We start from the raw sequence: 17133 nt of genomic DNA on the forward strand, positions 1-17133 counted from the left end.
AAACATATGGAAATCGGTATTGCTCATTATCTGACCGTTTCGGCGATCCTGTTTACGCTTGGCGTTTTCGGTATCTTTTTAAACCGCAAGAACGTCATCGTTATTCTGATGTCGGTCGAACTCATTCTTCTCTCGGTCAATATTAACTTGGTGGCGTTTTCTTCAGTACTCGGCGATATGGTCGGGCAGGTTTTCGCCCTTTTCGTACTGACTGTTGCCGCAGCTGAAGCGGCAATTGGTCTATCCATTCTCGTTGTATTCTTCCGTAATCGCGGTTCGATCGCGGTGGAAGACGTCAGTGTTATGAAAGGTTGACGGGCAGATGCTCTATTACGCGATCGTCTTCCTTCCGCTTATCGGCTTTCTTATTGCTGGGCTTTTCGGCAATAAGATTGGCGCTAGAGCGAGCGAATACGTTACTTCAGGCTTGATGGTCATTGTTGCCATCTTCTCCTGGATTGCATTCTTTCAAATCCCGTTGGGCGAAACAGAACTGGTTCGTATCACGGTACTTGAATGGGTGACGTCTGGGGCGCTTTCCTTCGATTGGGCTCTTCGCATAGATACGCTGACGGGTGTAATGCTCGTCGTCATTAACTCGGTATCGGCATTGGTGCATATTTATTCGATTGGATATATGCACAATGATCCGCACCGTCCGCGTTTCTTTGCCTATCTGTCGCTCTTTACTTTTGCGATGTTGACGCTCGTCACATCTGACAATCTGGTGCAGATGTTCTTTGGCTGGGAAGGCGTTGGTCTGGCATCCTATCTGTTGATTGGTTTCTGGTTCCAAAGGCCATCTGCCAATGCAGCTTCGATGAAGGCGTTTGTCGTTAACCGCGTCGGTGACTTCGGTTTTCTGCTGGGTATTTTCGGCGTATTCGTTCTGTTCCAGTCTGTGGATTACACGACGATTTTTGCAGCTGCCGCTAATTACCTGCCTGCAGATGGTTCCGAGGCGGTTGTTTTGAACTTCCTTGGCTATGAACTGCATAAAGAGACTGGCCTGACGGTTGTCTGCTTGCTGCTCTTTATGGGTGCGATGGGTAAATCGGCGCAGTTCTTGCTGCACACCTGGTTGCCTGATGCGATGGAAGGCCCAACGCCGGTTTCAGCACTCATTCACGCAGCGACAATGGTCACCGCTGGCGTGTTCATGGTCGCGCGCATGACGCCGCTTTTTGAACAGTCGCAGGATGCTCTGCTGGTCGTAACTATTATCGGTGCAACCACTGCATTCTTTGCTGCGACGGTTGCTTTGGTGCAGAACGACATCAAGCGCGTGATTGCTTACTCAACCTGTTCGCAGCTGGGCTATATGTTCGTTGCGCTTGGTGTAGGCGCTTACGGTGCGGCTGTGTTCCATCTGTTTACGCACGCATTCTTTAAAGCATTGCTGTTCCTGGGTGCAGGCTCTGTTATCCATGCGGTGTCCGATGAGCAGGATATGCGTCGCATGGGCGGATTGCGCAAACTGATCCCGACAACCTATTGGATGATGATCATCGGTACGATTGCTATCACTGGTGTCGGTATTCCGGGAACTGTGATCGGAACCGCTGGCTTCTTCTCGAAAGATGCGATCATTGAATCCGCTTTCGCGTCGCAAAGTGCGGCGAGCGGATATGCGTTCACCTTGCTGGTGATTTCCGCACTGTTTACGAGCTTCTATTCATGGCGTCTGATTTTCATGACTTTCTTTGGTAAGCCACGCGCTTCTGTAGAAGTGATGAAACATGTTCATGATTCTCCTGCGGTAATGTTGGTTCCACTGTTCATTCTGGGTGCGGGAGCTCTGTTTGCTGGTGTTATTTTCGTCGGCTACTTCTTCGGCAACGATTATAGCGAGTTCTGGAAAGGTGCATTGTTCACTCTGCCTGATAACCAGATCTTGGAAGAATACCACCACGTGCCGCTTTGGGTTAAGTGGTCGCCATTTGTCGCCATGGCAGTTGGTCTCTTCACCGCATGGGTCTTCTATATTCGTTCACCACAAATTCCGAAGGAACTCGCAGCGCGCCATCGCGGCCTCTACCAGTTCCTTTTGAACAAATGGTACTTTGACGAATTGTACGATCTCATTTTTGTACGTCCTGCCCGTTGTCTTGGACGGCTGTTCTGGAAAGTGGGCGACGGTAAAATCATCGATGGGCTTGGACCTGATGGCATCTCTGCACGCGTCCTCGATGTAACGGGCCGTATTGTGAAGTTACAGTCCGGCTATCTCTATCATTACGCATTCGCGATGCTAATCGGCGTCGCCGCGCTCGTCACCTGGATGATGCTCGGGAGCTCTTTCTGATGACCGACTGGCCAATTCTTTCTACGGTCACATTTCTGCCGCTCGTCGGCGCCTTGTTGATCCTTCTCATTAAGGATGACAGCGAAGCTGCGCGTCGCAACATCAAAAATGTTGCGCTGCTCACCACAGTTTTCGTTTTTATCCTGACACTTGTTATTTGGGCCGGTTTCGATAACGGAAATCCCGGCTTCCAGATGGTCGAACAGTTTAGCTGGTTCGACAACGGCATATCCTATCATATGGGTGTTGACGGTATCTCGGTGCTATTCGTGGTGCTGTCTGCATTTTTGATGCCGTTCTGTATTCTGGCTAGTTGGCAATCCGTCGATAAGCGCGTCAAAGAATATATGGTGGCGTTTCTTATTCTGGAAACGCTTCTGATCGGCGTATTCTGCGCGCTCGACCTCTTCCTGTTCTATGTCTTCTTTGAAGCAAGCCTTATTCCGATGTTCATCATCATTGGGGTATGGGGAGGCGAACGCCGGGTTTATGCCAGCTTCAAATTCTTCCTCTACACCTTGCTTGGTTCGGTGCTTATGCTCATCGCAATCATGGCGATGTATTGGCAGGCTGGAACACTGAATATCGTTGAGCTTCTTCAGCATGATTTCCCTGCAAATATGCAGACTTGGCTGTGGCTGGCATTCTTCGCGTCCTTTGCAGTGAAGATGCCGATGTGGCCAGTTCATACCTGGTTGCCCGATGCTCACGTTGAAGCACCTACAGCGGGTTCGGTTATTCTGGCCGGTATATTATTGAAGCTCGGCGGCTATGGCTTCCTGCGCTTCTCGCTACCAATGTTCCCACTGGCCTCCGCTGATTTTGCACCATTTATCTTTGTACTCTCGGTAATTGGCATCATCTACACGTCGCTTGTCGCATTGGTACAAGACGACATGAAGAAACTGATCGCCTATTCGTCCGTTGCTCACATGGGCTATGTTACGATGGGTATCTTTGCCGCCAATGAACAGGGCGTACAGGGTGCGATCTTCCAAATGCTTTCGCATGGTATCGTATCCAGTGCATTGTTCCTTTGCGTGGGTGTGATCTATGATCGTATGCATACCCGCGAGATTGCTGCCTTTGGTGGGCTGGTCAACAATATGCCAAAATATGCGGTGGCCTTTATGGTCTTCACAATGGCAAATGTTGGCCTACCGGGTACCTCTGGCTTTATTGGTGAATTCCTGACCCTGTTTGGTGTGTTCCGTGTGAACACATGGGTTGCTGTATTTGCAACCAGCGGCGTGATCTTCTCGGCTTGCTATGCACTTTGGCTCTACCGCAAGGTGGTGTTTGGTGCGCTGACCAAGGAGAGCCTCAAGGCCCTTCTTGATCTGAGCCCGCGTGAGAAGTTCATTCTCTATCCGCTCGTGGTTCTCACCATTTTCTTTGGTGTGTATCCGGTACCGGTCCTTGATGTGACCGCGGGTGCCGTGCACGCTCTGATTAATCAATATGACGCAGCGCTGGGCAATGCCGTTAGCGCTACGCTGGCGCAGTAAGTAAAGGCGAAGGCCCGATGCAAACCGACCTGATTGCTTCCCTGTCTCTCGCAGCTCCCGAGGTTTTCCTCGCGCTGAGCGGGCTGGCATTGCTAATGATCGGCGTGTTCTCCGGAGAGCGCGCCACCACCCTCGTCAATGGACTTGCGACTGCTGTTCTGATTGCTGCGCTGGCAATGGTCGTTATTTTCCCAAATAATGGCGTAGCCTTTGGCGGTAGTTTAGTCAGTGACGCATTCACGCGTTTCATGAAGGTTCTGACGCTAATCGGCTCCATCGTGACGCTGATTATGTCCGTCGGCTTTGCCCGCGAGGAAAAACTCGATAAGTTTGAATTCCCGGTTCTGGTTGTTATTTCAACCCTGGGAATGCTCATCATGGTGTCGGCGTCCAATATGCTGACACTCTACATGGGCCTCGAACTTCAGTCGCTTTCGCTTTATGTGTTGGCTGCGTTCAACCGGCAGAATCTGCGTTCCACCGAAGCTGGTTTGAAATATTTTGTGCTGGGTTCGCTGTCTTCGGGCATGATGCTTTATGGTATCTCGCTTGTTTACGGCTATACCGGTCACATTGGTTTTGCAGAAATTGCAGCTGCCGTTTCTGATGGTAACCGTCAGCTCGGCCTCGTATTTGGTCTGGTGTTTATTCTCGCAGGTCTCTGCTTCAAGATTTCTGCTGTACCATTCCATATGTGGACGCCTGACGTCTATGAAGGCTCGCCCACGCCGGTAACTGCTTTCTTTGCTACCGCCCCGAAAATGGCTGCAATTGCACTGATTGTTCGGGTCGTAGAAGATGCTTTTGCACCGATCACTTCCGACTGGCAGCAAATTGTCACTTTCGTGGCGATTGCTTCGATGGTGCTGGGTGCATTTGCAGCGATTGGTCAGCGCAATATTAAGCGTCTGATGGCATATTCTTCAATCAGTCATATGGGTTACGCTCTGGTAGGTCTGGCTGCGGGTACCGTGGTCGGCGTGAGGGGCGTTATTCTTTATATGGTGATTTATCTTGCCATGACGCTTGCAAGCTTTGCGTTCATTCTCATGATGCGTACCAAGGAAGGCAATGTCGAACAGATCGACGATCTGGCTGGACTTTCCCGCACCAATCCCGTGATCGCAGTGATCATGACAGCGGTATTGTTCTCGCTTGCAGGTATTCCTCCGCTCGCTGGCTTTTTTGGTAAGTGGTATACCTTTATGGCCGCGGTTGAAGCGGGCCTGTTGCCGCTTGCGATCATTGGTATCGTCGCGTCGGTCGTGGGTGCATTCTACTATCTCCGTCTGATCAAAATCATGTGGTTCGATGAACCCGCGGCGGGATTTGTAGCTCCAGCTATGGAACTGCGCCTGGTTCTTGGAGCGAGCGGCCTGTTCATAATTCTCTATGGTCTGTTCAGTGGATGGCTGGGTAGTCTGGCGCTAACTGCCGCGAAAACACTGTTCTGATATGCAGATACAAGAGACTTCGGGTACGGGGGAGGAGTTCACACTCGCCCCCGTAGCTTCAACTTTAGGTTACCGGCTGAAGGTTTTTCCTTCAATCGGTTCTACCAATGCTGAAGCAATTCAATCGGCGCTAAATGGTGACCAGGGTTTACACTGGTTTGTCACCACATCGCAAAAAAGTGGAAAAGGACGCCGAGGTCGCAGTTGGACAGCGCCTGATGGAAATCTCGCGGCAACCTTACTCCTTATCGATGAATTTGAACCTGCAAGCGCTGCGACATTGGGTTTCGTCGCGGGCCTTGCTGTAGCTGACGCGGTCGAAGCTATCCTGCCGCAGGGGGTAGCCAATCCGGTAAAACTTAGCCTCAAATGGCCCAATGATCTGTTGCTGAATGATGCTAAGTTGTCTGGCATTTTGCTTGAATCGGCATTGTTGCAAGGCCGAAAGATCGCCCTTGCCATAGGTATGGGCACGAATGTTGTAGGCGTACCGGAAGGATTGCCGTCGACTGCTGCTTCTCTGAGAGAATTTGGCTGTACTAGGGATGCAGCTGCACTTTTTCTCGCCCTTTCTGATGCATGGTGCCATTATTATCGTTTATGGGATGGTGGCAACGGTCTGGCTGCCATCCGAAGCGAATGGTTGAAAAAAGCTTATCGTTTAGGTGAGCCGGTTGCAATTCGGTTCAACGAGCGCATCGTTGAAGGGTTGTTTGAAACAATTGATTCGGAATGTCGGCTTGTTATCCGGGAAGACGATGGAATTTGTACAACAATCACGGCAGGTGATGTGTATTTCGGAAATGCGGCTTCGGTAAAAGCGTCTTATTGATTGAATATTGTGCACAAATAATGCCAATAGCTCCAAGGACGCGCTAGCAACAATTAGTTGTAGCTATAGTGGGTCGTATATTAATTCGTATGAGCACCATTAGGAGCGCACAAGCTGCGCTCACGTTGCAGAGATATCATTTAGTTAGAGCCATTCTTTAATGTTTGGAGAAAGGCTCTAAGGCAAACAAGGAGGCGTTATGCCCCGCTCACCTTCGACGCAATTCGTTTTTCTCCCCTTAGGTGGCGTCGGCGAAATCGGTATGAATCTTGCCATGTACGGTTATGGTCCTGAACATAACCGTGAATGGGTTGTGGTCGATATGGGCGTAAGTTTCGCCGGACCAGAACACCCGGGCGCTGATCTCATCCTGCCTGATATTCGTTTTCTGGAAGCCGAAAAACACAATTTACGCGCTATCGTGATCACTCATGCTCATGAAGATCACTATGGCGCTTTGCTCGATCTTTGGCCGCGGTTGAAGGTCCCCGTCTACGCGACACCATTTGCAGCCGGCTTGCTTGAGGCAAAACGCCAGTCCGAACATAATGCTCCGGAAATTCCGGTAACGCTTTATAAAGCAGGCGAAACTTTCGAGATAGGCCCGTTTAAATTCGAGGCGCTGGCGGTTACACACTCGATCCCTGAGCCTGTATCGCTGGCGATAACAACCCAGTTGGGTACGGTAATTCATACCGGCGATTGGAAAATGGATCCTGACCCAGCTATGGGTCCGTTGATTGACGAAGCGCGGTTTCGTCAATTGGGTGACGAGGGCGTCCTTGCACTCATTTGCGATTCGACCAACGCTATGCGTGACGGCGTCTCTCCATCAGAGCGTGAGGTTGGTGACAGCCTGCGTGATTTGATAGAAAACGCGCGTGGCCGTGTGGCTGTTACAACCTTCTCATCAAATGTCGGACGCATTCGTTCCATTACCGAAGCTGCGCGTGATGCTGGACGGCAGGTTCTGGTGGTTGGCCGTTCAATGAAGCGAACAATCGCAGTCGCAGCCGAGCTAGGCTATATGGAAGGCCTGCCGGAATTTTTGAGCGAAGATGATTATGGCTATATTCCGCGTGAAAATGTCGTGATGATCCTTACAGGTAGCCAGGGCGAGCCGAGAGCAGCACTGGCTAAGCTTGCACGCGACGAAATGCGCAGTCTCGCACTTTCACCTGGCGACACCGTTATTTTTTCCTCGCGTCCAATTCCGGGCAATGAAAAAGCTATTCTTGATATTAAGAATAAGCTGATCGATCGCGGCATTAAATTGATCAGTGACGAGGACGCACTTGTGCACGTTTCCGGCCATCCGCGTAGAAACGAGCTTCAGCAAATGTATGCATGGGTTCGGCCAAAAATTCTTGTGCCCGTTCATGGTGAAGCAGCACATTTGGTCGCCCAAGGCTCGCTTGGCGCAATGGCGGGCATTGAGGAAATTGCACAGATCCGCGACGGTGATATTCTGCGATTAGCACCAGGAAAAGCCGAAATTATCGATGAAGCACCGGTTGGCCGTATCTATAAAGACGGCAAGCTAATCGGTGACGAAGATGAGATCGGCATGGTCGAACGCCGCAAGCTCGCCTATGTTGGACATGTGTCAGTATCGATCTTGTTGGATCGTGATTACAAACTGCTCGATGAACCAGATTTAGTGGCGTTCGGATTACCAGAAGAAGATCAGCATGGCGATCTGCTTGAAGAACTACTGCTCGATGCTGTCATAAATGCGGTTGACAGCATCCCCCGGGCTCGGCGCAAAGACCTCGAAGTCGTTAGGGAAGCAGCCCGCCGGGCAGTTCGTTCAGCCGCAAATGAGATTTGGGGTAAAAAGCCAGTTGTAACTGTGTTTCTTAACCGCATTTGATAACCGAAAGGAAGGCGCCGATGCTGGGACGACTAAACCATGTTGCCATTGCAGTGCCGGATATTAATTCTGCATCAGCTCTATATCGTGATAAGCTTGGTGCCAAGATTTCCCAGCCTCAGCAACTGCCGGAGCATGGCGTAACCGTTGTCTTTATTGACGTCGGTAACACCAAGATTGAGTTGCTGGAGCCGCTGGGCGAGGGGTCGCCAATTGCAGCCTTCCTTGCAAAGAACCCGTCCGGTGGGATGCATCATCTTTGTTATGAAGTTGAAGATATTATTGCTGCGCGGGATCGGCTGATAGAACAAGGCGCACGTATCCTCGGTGACGGCGAACCAAAAAGCGGCGCTCATGGCAAGCCGGTCTTATTTCTGCACCCAAAAGACTTTAATGGTACGCTGATCGAGTTAGAGGAGGTGTAACCATGTCTTTGATGTCCGGAATAGCTATTTATTTTGTAATCTGGTGGACGGCGCTTTTTGCGCTGTTACCGCTGGGGCTACGGACTCAAGCAGAAGACGATAATGTCACTTTGGGAACTGTTCCTAGCGCGCCAGCGAAACCACGGGTGGGATTGGCATTTTTCCGTACCACCATCGTAGCAAGTTTGATTTTTGGACTTTATTATTATTTGACCCAAATTATGGGTTTTGGTCTGGATGATATTCCACATTTTTATCCCGACCTTTAAGCATTCCATAAAGCTGACAAGAAATTAAAGATAACTATGAAAGCTTTGGGCAACCGAGCTGTAAGTTGTGGTCGACCGCCATGCTTACAAATATAGATGCAGCATTATGGACTAATGCAAAAGCAAAATATTTGAGTGCTTAAAAAAAAAGCAAGGCTTGCGCCTTGCTGAATTTAAATACGCGTTCGATCCATTCCAATTACTGGCGGCTGCGGAAAATCGCGCCCGGATCCATCCTCCCAAGACTTGACCGCGTGAACCAACGGTTTGTTCCGTTGTTAGGCTTATTATTGAAAAAATAGCGTACTACACATCATTTGTCATCAAGAATATTCTATTCCGACACAAAACCTCTGTAATTTTGGTCCAAAACCGCCTTGATTATTTTAATGTACTGAAAATTAATATGATTTTTCCGTTTCGCATTAGCTATCTTTATTACAATTTTCATCACGGCTTCTGTGGAATGAAACTTTAGCGCGTTCAAAGCCGGGTGTGGCGGGTTTTCATTAGCGGTAGAACCCGTTAAGAAACCTTGGAGTTTGCTTAATTTTTGCCTGATTCTATGTGAGCGTTGTGCGGGCATTCAGGCATTATCTTGATCGGTGGTCACTATGCGTCTTTCGCAATATTTCTTGCCAATTCTAAAAGAAAATCCCAAGGAGGCAGAAATTGTCTCCCATAGGCTGATGTTGCGCGCGGGCATGATTCGCCAACAATCGGCTGGGATTTATTCTTGGCTGCCGATAGGGCTCAAGGTTCTCAATAAAGTTTGCAACATTATTCGCGAGGAACAGAACCGCGCTGGTGCAAATGAAATTCTGATGCCGACAATCCAATCCGCCGATCTTTGGCGCGAAAGTGGTCGCTATGATGCTTATGGTAAGGAAATGCTGCGCATTGAAGACCGGCAAGAGCGTGAAATGCTGTTCGGCCCCACCAATGAGGAAATGGTAACGGATATTTTCCGTTCCTATGTTCGCTCATATAAAGATCTGCCGCTCAACCTTTATCATATTCAATGGAAATTTCGTGACGAAGTGCGCCCGCGTTTTGGTGTGATGCGTTCGCGCGAATTCTTGATGAAAGACGCCTATTCGTTTGACCTTGATTATGAAGGCGCGAAAATGGCTTATTACCGCATGTTCGTTTCTTATCTACGGACGTTTGAGCGCGCGGGTCTCAAAGCCATACCAATGCGAGCCGACACTGGCCCCATCGGCGGGGAGTTGAGCCACGAATTTATTATTCTCGCTGATACCGGGGAAAGCCAAGTCTATTGCGATCGTGCCTATCTCGACCTTGAGGTCCCAGGTGCGGATACCGATTTCCGCAATGATGCGCAGCTGACCGATATTGTCGAACGCTGGACAAAGCCTTACGCCGCCACTGACGAAATGCACGACGAAGCCGCATGGGCGCAGGTCGATGCAGCTAGCCAGCTCTCAGCACGCGGGATTGAGGTTGGCCATATTTTCCACTTTGGGACCAAATATTCAGAGCCGATGGGTGCAAAAGTTCAAGGACCGGACGGTAAGGAACATTTTGTCTCTATGGGTTCTTACGGCATTGGTCCATCACGACTCGTAGCTGCTGCTATCGAAGCTTTTCACGATGATGCTGGCATTATTTGGCCAAAGGCCATCGCTCCGTTCGGAGTAGGGATCATCAATATGAAAACCGGGGATGAGGCGTGCGACAGCGTGAGTGAAAAGCTTTATGAGGCTCTCACAAATGCCGGTTTGGACCCGCTGCTCGACGATACAGACAATCGTCCGGGCTCCAAATTCGCAACGATGGATCTTATCGGCCTGCCTTATCAAGTCATTATCGGACCACGTGGCATCGCCTCAGGAGAGGTCGAAGTCAAAGATCGAAAGACTGGCGAACGGCAGAACTTGTCTGTTGAAGCTGCCATCAAAATGTTGACGGCTTAAAACATGAAGAGCGCCACGACCGCACAGACTTCAGGACTAAAGGAAGGGCACGGCATACCCCCTTCCTCCGGCCCGTTCTCAGCTTTTGAGCGCATGATCGCTTGGCGCTACCTGCGGGCGCGCCGGCGCGAGACGTTCATTTCTGTGATTGCCGGATTTTCCTTCACCGGTATTATGCTAGGCGTGGCGACCCTCATTATCGTCATGGCGGTGATGAACGGCTTTCGTGCCGAACTTCTAACGCGGATACTGGGCATTAATGGCCATCTCATCATGCAGCCGATTGATCGACCGCTGGATGATTATGCAGAGCTGATTAAACGGATAGACGGCCTTCAGGGCGTGCAATTCGCCATTCCAGTGGTTGAAGGTCAGGCGCTTGTTCAAGGCAATATCGGTGCAGGCACTGGAGCCTTGGTGCGCGGACTTCGTGAAGAGGATTTGGACAAGCTCAAGCTCATTTCGAGCAATATTAAGCAAGGCACAATTGCAGGATTTGATAATAGCGGCGGGGTAGCCATCGGTACGCGCATGGCGGAAAATCTCGGATTGTCGATCGGAGATTCATTACGGGTAATCTCGCCTGATGGGGATGTGACACCTTTTGGCGTGAACCCCCGGGTAAAAGCCTATCCTATTGACGCAATTTTTGAAATCGGCATGTCTGAATATGACGCGTCGATCGTCATGATGCCGTTATCGGAAGCACAGCTCTTCTTCAATCAGGAAGGTCAGGTTCAGTCCCTGGAAATCTTTATCAACGATCCGGATCGTGTCGATGCATTACGCGCACCAGTAGAAGAAGCTTCTGGCCGTCAAGTGTCGCTTGTCGATTGGCGACAGCGCAATCAGACGTTTTTTTCAGCGCTTCAGGTCGAACGAAATGTCATGTTCATGATCCTAACGCTGATAGTTCTGGTTGCTGCGCTCAATATTATTTCTGGCCTGATTATGCTGGTGAAAGACAAGGGGCATGATATCGCGATTTTGCGTACAATGGGTGCAACACGGGGCGCCATTATGCGCATATTCTTAATGACCGGAGCCGCCATCGGTGTGACCGGAACCGTCGCTGGCGTCGCCCTGGGCGTGGTGGTCTGTCTCAATATCGAGCGGTTGCGAGAGTTCTTTTCATGGCTTTCGGGAACCTCTCTTTTCAATCCAGAGCTTTATTTTTTAAGCCAACTTCCCGCCCGGATGGACCCAGGTGAAACGATTTCTGTCATCGTTATGGCGTTGGTCCTTTCATTTATCGCTACAATTTTTCCGGCATGGCGTGCCGCCAAACTCGATCCGGTCGAAGCATTGAGGTATGAATAATGGCGGCAGAACCTATTCTGCGGTTAGAACGGGTCAGCCGCGCTTATAAAGAAGTCGATCGTGAATTGGTTATCCTCAAGGAGGCCGATTTCACGTTGCGGCGTGGCGAAATGGTCGCTCTGGTTGCGCCTTCAGGCGCAGGTAAATCGACCTTGCTGCATACGGCAGGGCTTTTAGAACGTCCGGATCAGGGTGATGTGATACTCGACGGACGTTCGTGCAGCGCGCTTTCGGACGACGAACGCACCGCAATCCGACGCAACGATCTAGGATTTGTCTATCAGTTTCATCATCTGCTGCCTGAGTTTTCTGCTTTGGAAAACGTAATGATGCCGCAGATGATCCGCGGTCTGACCAAAAAGCAGGCGGCAGACCGTGCCCAACAATTGCTGGAATATATGAAAATTGGCAAGCGTGCTTCTCACCGTCCCGCTGAGCTTTCCGGTGGTGAGCAGCAGCGAGTAGCCATCGCCCGGGCGGTAGCCAATGCGCCGCTGGTTTTGCTAGCGGATGAGCCGACCGGCAATTTGGATCCCACAACGTCATCCTACGTTTTCGGTGCGTTGGAGGCCTTGGTCCGTCAATCAGGTTTGGCGGCGCTTATTGCAACGCATAATCATGAACTTGCAAAGAGAATGGATCGGCGGGTCACGCTGAGTGAAGGTAAAATCGTAGAGATCTAACCTCAACGAAAACTTGAATTTCAAATCACGCAAACGCCGGGAAGGATGACGCCCTTTCCGGCGTTTTATATTTTGTAAACCCTATTGAAATCCTGCGATAGAAGGGCTTGACGTCCGAACAAAATTAGAACAAACTGCAAACATAGGTGAACAACGAGGAGTTTTTCCTATGGCCGATCTCATCCATGACATTTTGTCATTTATTTCGATCAGTCTCTTCATTGCTACTTTTGCCATCTGGGTGAGTGCAATTTAACCGCCGTTATCCCCATATCCTGCTATGGCTGCATAGCCAGCACTGGACTTTATTGTTCGGTTCTTCGAAACTGCGTGAAAGCGTTGAGAGTCGCTTTCACTGCTGGTTTAGCAATGATATTGCATCGCCCCGAAGGCGCGTTTGCGGCCAGCATTTATCAGGTTAAGCAGGATCGGGAATGTTATGTGCGAAGGAATGAACAGTGCTGCGGGTGAGAACCGTTTATCACCGGGGTTCGTTCATCTGCGCGTTCACTCCGCTTTCTCTTTGCTGGAAGGCGCGCTGCCGATTGGCAAAATTATTAATCAAGCTCTCGCCGATGACGCGCCAGCAATAGCGGTCACCGATACTAACAATCTTTTTGGTGCCCTTGAATTTGCGCAAAAAGCCTCAAAAGAGGGTTTGCAACCGATTATTGGTTGTCAGTTAGATATCGCTTTTAATGATCATAATGATAATAGCCGGAGCAATAATAGAAGGCTGGTACTTGATCTAGCTCCGGTGGTGCTGTTGGCATCCACCGAGCAAGGCTATACCAATCTTGTTCGCCTGGTTAGCCGGGCCTTTTTGGAAAACCCGGCTGGAGACCCGGTTCATATTAATGCAAGCTGGCTCAAAGATTTATCGGGAGATCTTATTGCGCTTTCGGGCGGTCCGCTTGGTCCTATCGGACGCGCCTTTTCCGCCGACAGGCCCGATCGTGCCGAGGCGCGGCTTAATTTTCTGAAACAAATATTTGCTGACCGGCTTTATGTCGAACTTCAGCGGCATAGAGGTTATGATCGCGGTCTTGAAGCGAAAACGGTGGAATTGGCCTATGCAATGGATATTCCATTGGTCGCGACCAACGAAGCTTTTTTCTTGAAAGCCGAAGATTTTGAAGCCCATGATGCGCTTTTAGCCATCGCAGAAGGGCAGATCATATCCAATGATGACCGGCGGCGTGTGACCCCCGATCATTATCTCAAAAGCCGAGCGGAGATGGTCGAACTCTTTCATGATCTTCCCGAGGCTTTAGATAATACCGTCGAAATAGCCGAAAGATGCAGCTGGTTTACGCAAACGCGAAAGCCCATTTTGCCTCGCTTTACCGGCGATTCAGAAGACCCGGAGAGAGCGCTACACGCAGAAGCAGAAGAACTTGCGCGACAGGCTCGCGAAGGTCTTAAAATGCGTCTCGACACCGTTGGGTTGGCAGAAGGATATACTCAGGAACAGTATACTGAACGGCTTGAATATGAGATCGGTATCATCACCCGGATGAAATTTCCCGGCTATTTTCTGATTGTTGCGGATTTTATCAAATGGGCTAAGGCTCAGGGAATTCCGGTTGGTCCCGGTCGTGGTTCTGGTGCGGGGTCACTGGTTGCCTATGCGCTGACAATTACCGACGTCGATCCTTTGCGTTTTTCGCTCCTTTTCGAGCGCTTTCTCAATCCAGATCGCGTCTCAATGCCCGACTTTGATATTGATTTCTGTCAGGATCGACGTGAAGAAGTCATCCGCTATGTGCAGGAAAAATATGGGCGCGATCAGGTTGCCCAGATTATCACGTTCGGAACACTTCAAGCCCGAGCTGTTTTGCGAGATGTCGGGCGCGTGCTGGAGATGCCCTATGGTCAGGTGGACCGGCTCTGTAAGCTCGTACCTCAAAATCCCGCCAATCCCGTTTCGCTTGCCCAGGCAATAGAGACAGAACCCAAAATAGGTGAAGAGCGTGAGAAGGAGCCAGTCGTCGGACGGCTTCTTGACATGGCTATGAAGCTTGAGGGGCTTTATCGACACGCTTCTACCCACGCGGCCGGGATTGTCATCGGCGACAGACCGTTGTCGGAACTTGTGCCGATGTATCGCGATCCCCGATCCGATATGCCCGTTACCCAGTTCAATATGAAATGGGTGGAACAGGCAGGTCTGGTAAAATTCGACTTTTTGGGCCTTAAAACACTCACTGTTCTGCAGACAGCGGTCAATCTTGTTGCGCGCAAGGGAATCCAGGTCGATCTCACTCATCTACCCCTTGATGACGAGCTCACCTATGAAATGCTTTCGCGAGGCGAAACGGTAGGCGTCTTCCAGGTGGAAAGTGCTGGCATGCGTAAAGCGCTGCTTGGCATGAAGCCGGACCGTATCGAAGATATTATCGCGTTGGTTGCCCTCTATCGACCCGGGCCGATGGAGAACATCCCCACCTATAATGCGCGTAAAAATGGTGAAGAGGAAATTGCCTCGATCCATCCGAAGATCGATCACCTGATAGAGGAAACTCAGGGCGTCATCGTTTATCAAGAACAGGTGATGCAGATTGCGCAGGTGCTATCGGGCTATTCTCTCGGAGAAGCAGACTTGCTACGCCGCGCGATGGGTAAGAAAATTCGCGCGGAAATGGACCAGCAGCGGGTGCGTTTCGTCAAAGGTGCAGTCGAAGGTGGGGTCGATAAAGCACAGGCGAATATGATTTTCGACTTGCTGGCAAAATTCGCTGACTATGGCTTCAACAAATCGCACGCTGCCGCCTACGCAATCGTTTCCTATCAGACCGCCTATATAAAGGCGCATTATCCGGTCGAGTTTTTGGCCGCTTCTATGACATATGATATGTCGAATACTGATAAGCTCAACGATTTCCGTCGTGAAGCCAACCGTCTCGGCATAGATGTGGTACCGCCTTCAGTTCAGACTTCTTTCCGAACGTTTGAAGTGGGTGAGAGAAAAATTTTCTATTCTCTCGCAGCCATTAAAGGGGTGGGCGAAGCAGCAGTGGATCACATTGTCGAGGCCAGAGGTGAAAAGCCTTTTGAAAGCCTAGAAGATTTCTGTGATCGCATCGATCCTCGTATCGTAAACCGTCGCGTGCTTGAAAGCCTTATCAATGCCGGCGCTATGGATTGCTTTGGCAGGGATAGAGCAGCGATGAGCGCTGGCATGGACCGGATTATGGGTTTTGCGCAACGTACTCAGGAAAATGCTGCGAGCGGGCAGGCGGACATTTTCGGAATGTCCGGCGCGCCGAAAGAAAAATTGATCTTGCCCCAAGCAGCTCCATGGCTCCCGTCGGAAAAACTGCACCGGGAATTTCAGGCCGTGGGCTTTTATCTTTCAGCCCATCCACTTGATGAATATCGCACAGTCCTTGATCGGATGCGGGTGCAGAGTTGGGCAGATTTTTCAGCTGCAGTTAAACGTGGCGCCAATGCAGGACGGCTTGCTGGTACCGTCACAGCTCGGCAAGAGCGTAAGACCCGTACCGGCAACAAAATGGGGATTGTGCAGCTCTCTGATGCCAGCGGGCAGTATGAAGCAGTGCTGTTTTCTGAAGGTCTGGCTCAATATCGGGATCTGCTCGAAAGCGGAAAATCAGTGGTGATTACCGTTGCCGCTGAAAACAGACCCGAAGGTATTGGTTTAAGAATCCAAACAGTCCAATCGCTTGAGGACGAAGCATGCCGAATGCAAAAGGCTTTGCGCCTTTATCTGCGCTCAGCAGAAGCGGTAAAATATATCACCCAGCATTTTAATACGCGAGGCGATGGGCAAGTCAGTTTGATTGTTATTAAAGATGATGGGCAGCGCGAGATCGAGATTGAACTGCCGCATCGTTATCGCGTGAGCCCTCAATTAGCTAGTGCAATCAAGGCAGTGCCCGGCGTTGTTGAAGTGGAATTGGTCTGAGCTGAGCCTAAATAGTTCGGCTAGCTACCTAGCCGGCCTATGAGGACTTAAGCTCGATCGCTTTGAGTTTTCCACTTTTAAGGCCACAACGAAGTTTAATCGATTTCCATTTCGTGCTGGCTTTTTTCGGGCGCGCTTCTCCCGAAACCTCTATCACTTTTGATATTTTTCGAGGGTCGCTCTTGCTGAAAGAAGCCGTCTTATTAATGGTTTTTGCTGCGGATATATCGCCCGCAGTGAAGCCAAGACGGTCAAACTCTTTGCTTTGCTTCACAAAATCATAGGCGGACGCAATACATTCTGCCACGGCAGGGGAAGCATTCTGATCTTTTGTCAGAGTCTCGTAATTGGCGTTGAAGTCTGCACTATGTTGAGGTGCCGGATCAGCATGTGCTAATGTCCCAATACTAAAAGCACAAAATACAGAAAGAAGGGAATATCTTAATTTCAATGGATCACTCCTCAAAATAAATATTCATTAGCGGATACTGAACTACTCAATATTGGCGCTCATCTCTTGCGCGGTCTTAGTTTATTGGCAAATTGTGGCAAGACAAGCGTTCTCATGGCAAGCTTAATCTAGATGCATATTGATTTTA

At 50.1% G+C, this 17133-nt stretch carries 13 protein-coding genes; 12 read left to right on the forward strand and 1 reads right to left on the reverse strand.

All coding sequences use genetic code 11. The features are described 5' to 3' along the window. Nucleotides 1–6 precede the first annotated feature (6 nt). The 12 genes from nuoK to dnaE all read left to right on the forward strand — a co-directional run bounded on the left by nuoK (nt 7) and on the right by dnaE (nt 16534). A complete protein-coding gene (gene nuoK / locus C7374_RS09240; protein WP_111575344.1) occupies nt 7–315 on the forward strand; it encodes an NADH-quinone oxidoreductase subunit NuoK in 309 nt (102 codons plus the stop codon). A 7-nt stretch (nt 316–322) separates the two neighbouring features. Then, nucleotides 323–2305 (forward strand): NADH-quinone oxidoreductase subunit L, encoded by a 1983-nt coding sequence (nuoL, locus tag C7374_RS09245; protein ID WP_111575345.1) that lies wholly within the window; start codon nt 323–325, stop codon nt 2303–2305. Continuing rightward, on the forward strand, nt 2305–3813 hold the full coding sequence (locus C7374_RS09250; protein ID WP_111575346.1) for an NADH-quinone oxidoreductase subunit M: 1509 nt from the start codon (nt 2305–2307) through the stop codon (nt 3811–3813). Before nuoL ends, C7374_RS09250 begins: the two co-directional genes overlap by 1 nt. 17 nt (nt 3814–3830) lie before the next feature. Beyond that, nucleotides 3831–5267 (forward strand): NADH-quinone oxidoreductase subunit NuoN, encoded by a 1437-nt coding sequence (gene nuoN, locus C7374_RS09255; protein WP_111575347.1) that lies wholly within the window; start codon nt 3831–3833, stop codon nt 5265–5267. 1 nt (nt 5268) lies between these two features. After that, nucleotides 5269–6099: a biotin--[acetyl-CoA-carboxylase] ligase gene (locus C7374_RS09260; RefSeq protein WP_111575348.1), complete on the forward strand. Its 831-nt coding sequence runs from the start codon at nt 5269–5271 to the stop codon at nt 6097–6099. 199 nt (nt 6100–6298) lie between these two features. Then, nucleotides 6299–7972, forward strand: coding sequence for a ribonuclease J (locus C7374_RS09265; protein WP_111575349.1), 1674 nt, complete (start codon nt 6299–6301; stop codon nt 7970–7972). 20 nt (nt 7973–7992) lie between these two features. After that, complete coding sequence (gene mce / locus C7374_RS09270; protein WP_111575350.1) at nt 7993–8397, forward strand: methylmalonyl-CoA epimerase; 405 nt, start codon at nt 7993–7995, stop codon at nt 8395–8397. A gap of 2 nt (nt 8398–8399) precedes the next feature. Beyond that, the gene (locus C7374_RS09275; RefSeq protein WP_111575351.1) at nt 8400–8666 is read left to right on the forward strand and encodes a DUF1467 family protein; all 267 of its coding nucleotides are present in this window, start codon (nt 8400–8402) and stop codon (nt 8664–8666) included. A 614-nt stretch (nt 8667–9280) separates the two neighbouring features. Next, complete coding sequence (proS, locus tag C7374_RS09285; RefSeq protein WP_111575353.1) at nt 9281–10603, forward strand: proline--tRNA ligase; 1323 nt, start codon at nt 9281–9283, stop codon at nt 10601–10603. Nucleotides 10604–10606: 3 nt separating this feature from the next. After that, complete coding sequence (locus tag C7374_RS09290) at nt 10607–11923, forward strand: lipoprotein-releasing ABC transporter permease subunit (protein ID WP_111575354.1); 1317 nt, start codon at nt 10607–10609, stop codon at nt 11921–11923. After that, nucleotides 11923–12606, forward strand: coding sequence for an ABC transporter ATP-binding protein (locus C7374_RS09295; RefSeq protein ID WP_111575355.1), 684 nt, complete (start codon nt 11923–11925; stop codon nt 12604–12606). The genes C7374_RS09290 and C7374_RS09295 overlap by 1 nt, the downstream gene beginning before the upstream one ends. Nucleotides 12607–13057: 451 nt before the next feature. Continuing rightward, nucleotides 13058–16534, forward strand: a complete 3477-nt coding sequence (dnaE, locus tag C7374_RS09300) for a DNA polymerase III subunit alpha (protein WP_245412618.1) — start codon at nt 13058–13060, stop codon at nt 16532–16534. A 37-nt stretch (nt 16535–16571) separates the two neighbouring features. On the opposite strand, the gene bspC is transcribed toward dnaE, so the two are convergent. Next, entirely contained in the window at nt 16572–16985 is a 414-nt protein-coding gene (bspC, locus tag C7374_RS09305) for a type IV secretion system effector BspC (RefSeq protein WP_111575357.1), read from the reverse strand. Nucleotides 16986–17133 lie beyond the last annotated feature (148 nt).

The organism is Falsochrobactrum ovis (assembly GCF_003259955.1).
GTDB lineage: Bacteria > Pseudomonadota > Alphaproteobacteria > Rhizobiales > Rhizobiaceae > Brucella > Brucella ovis_A.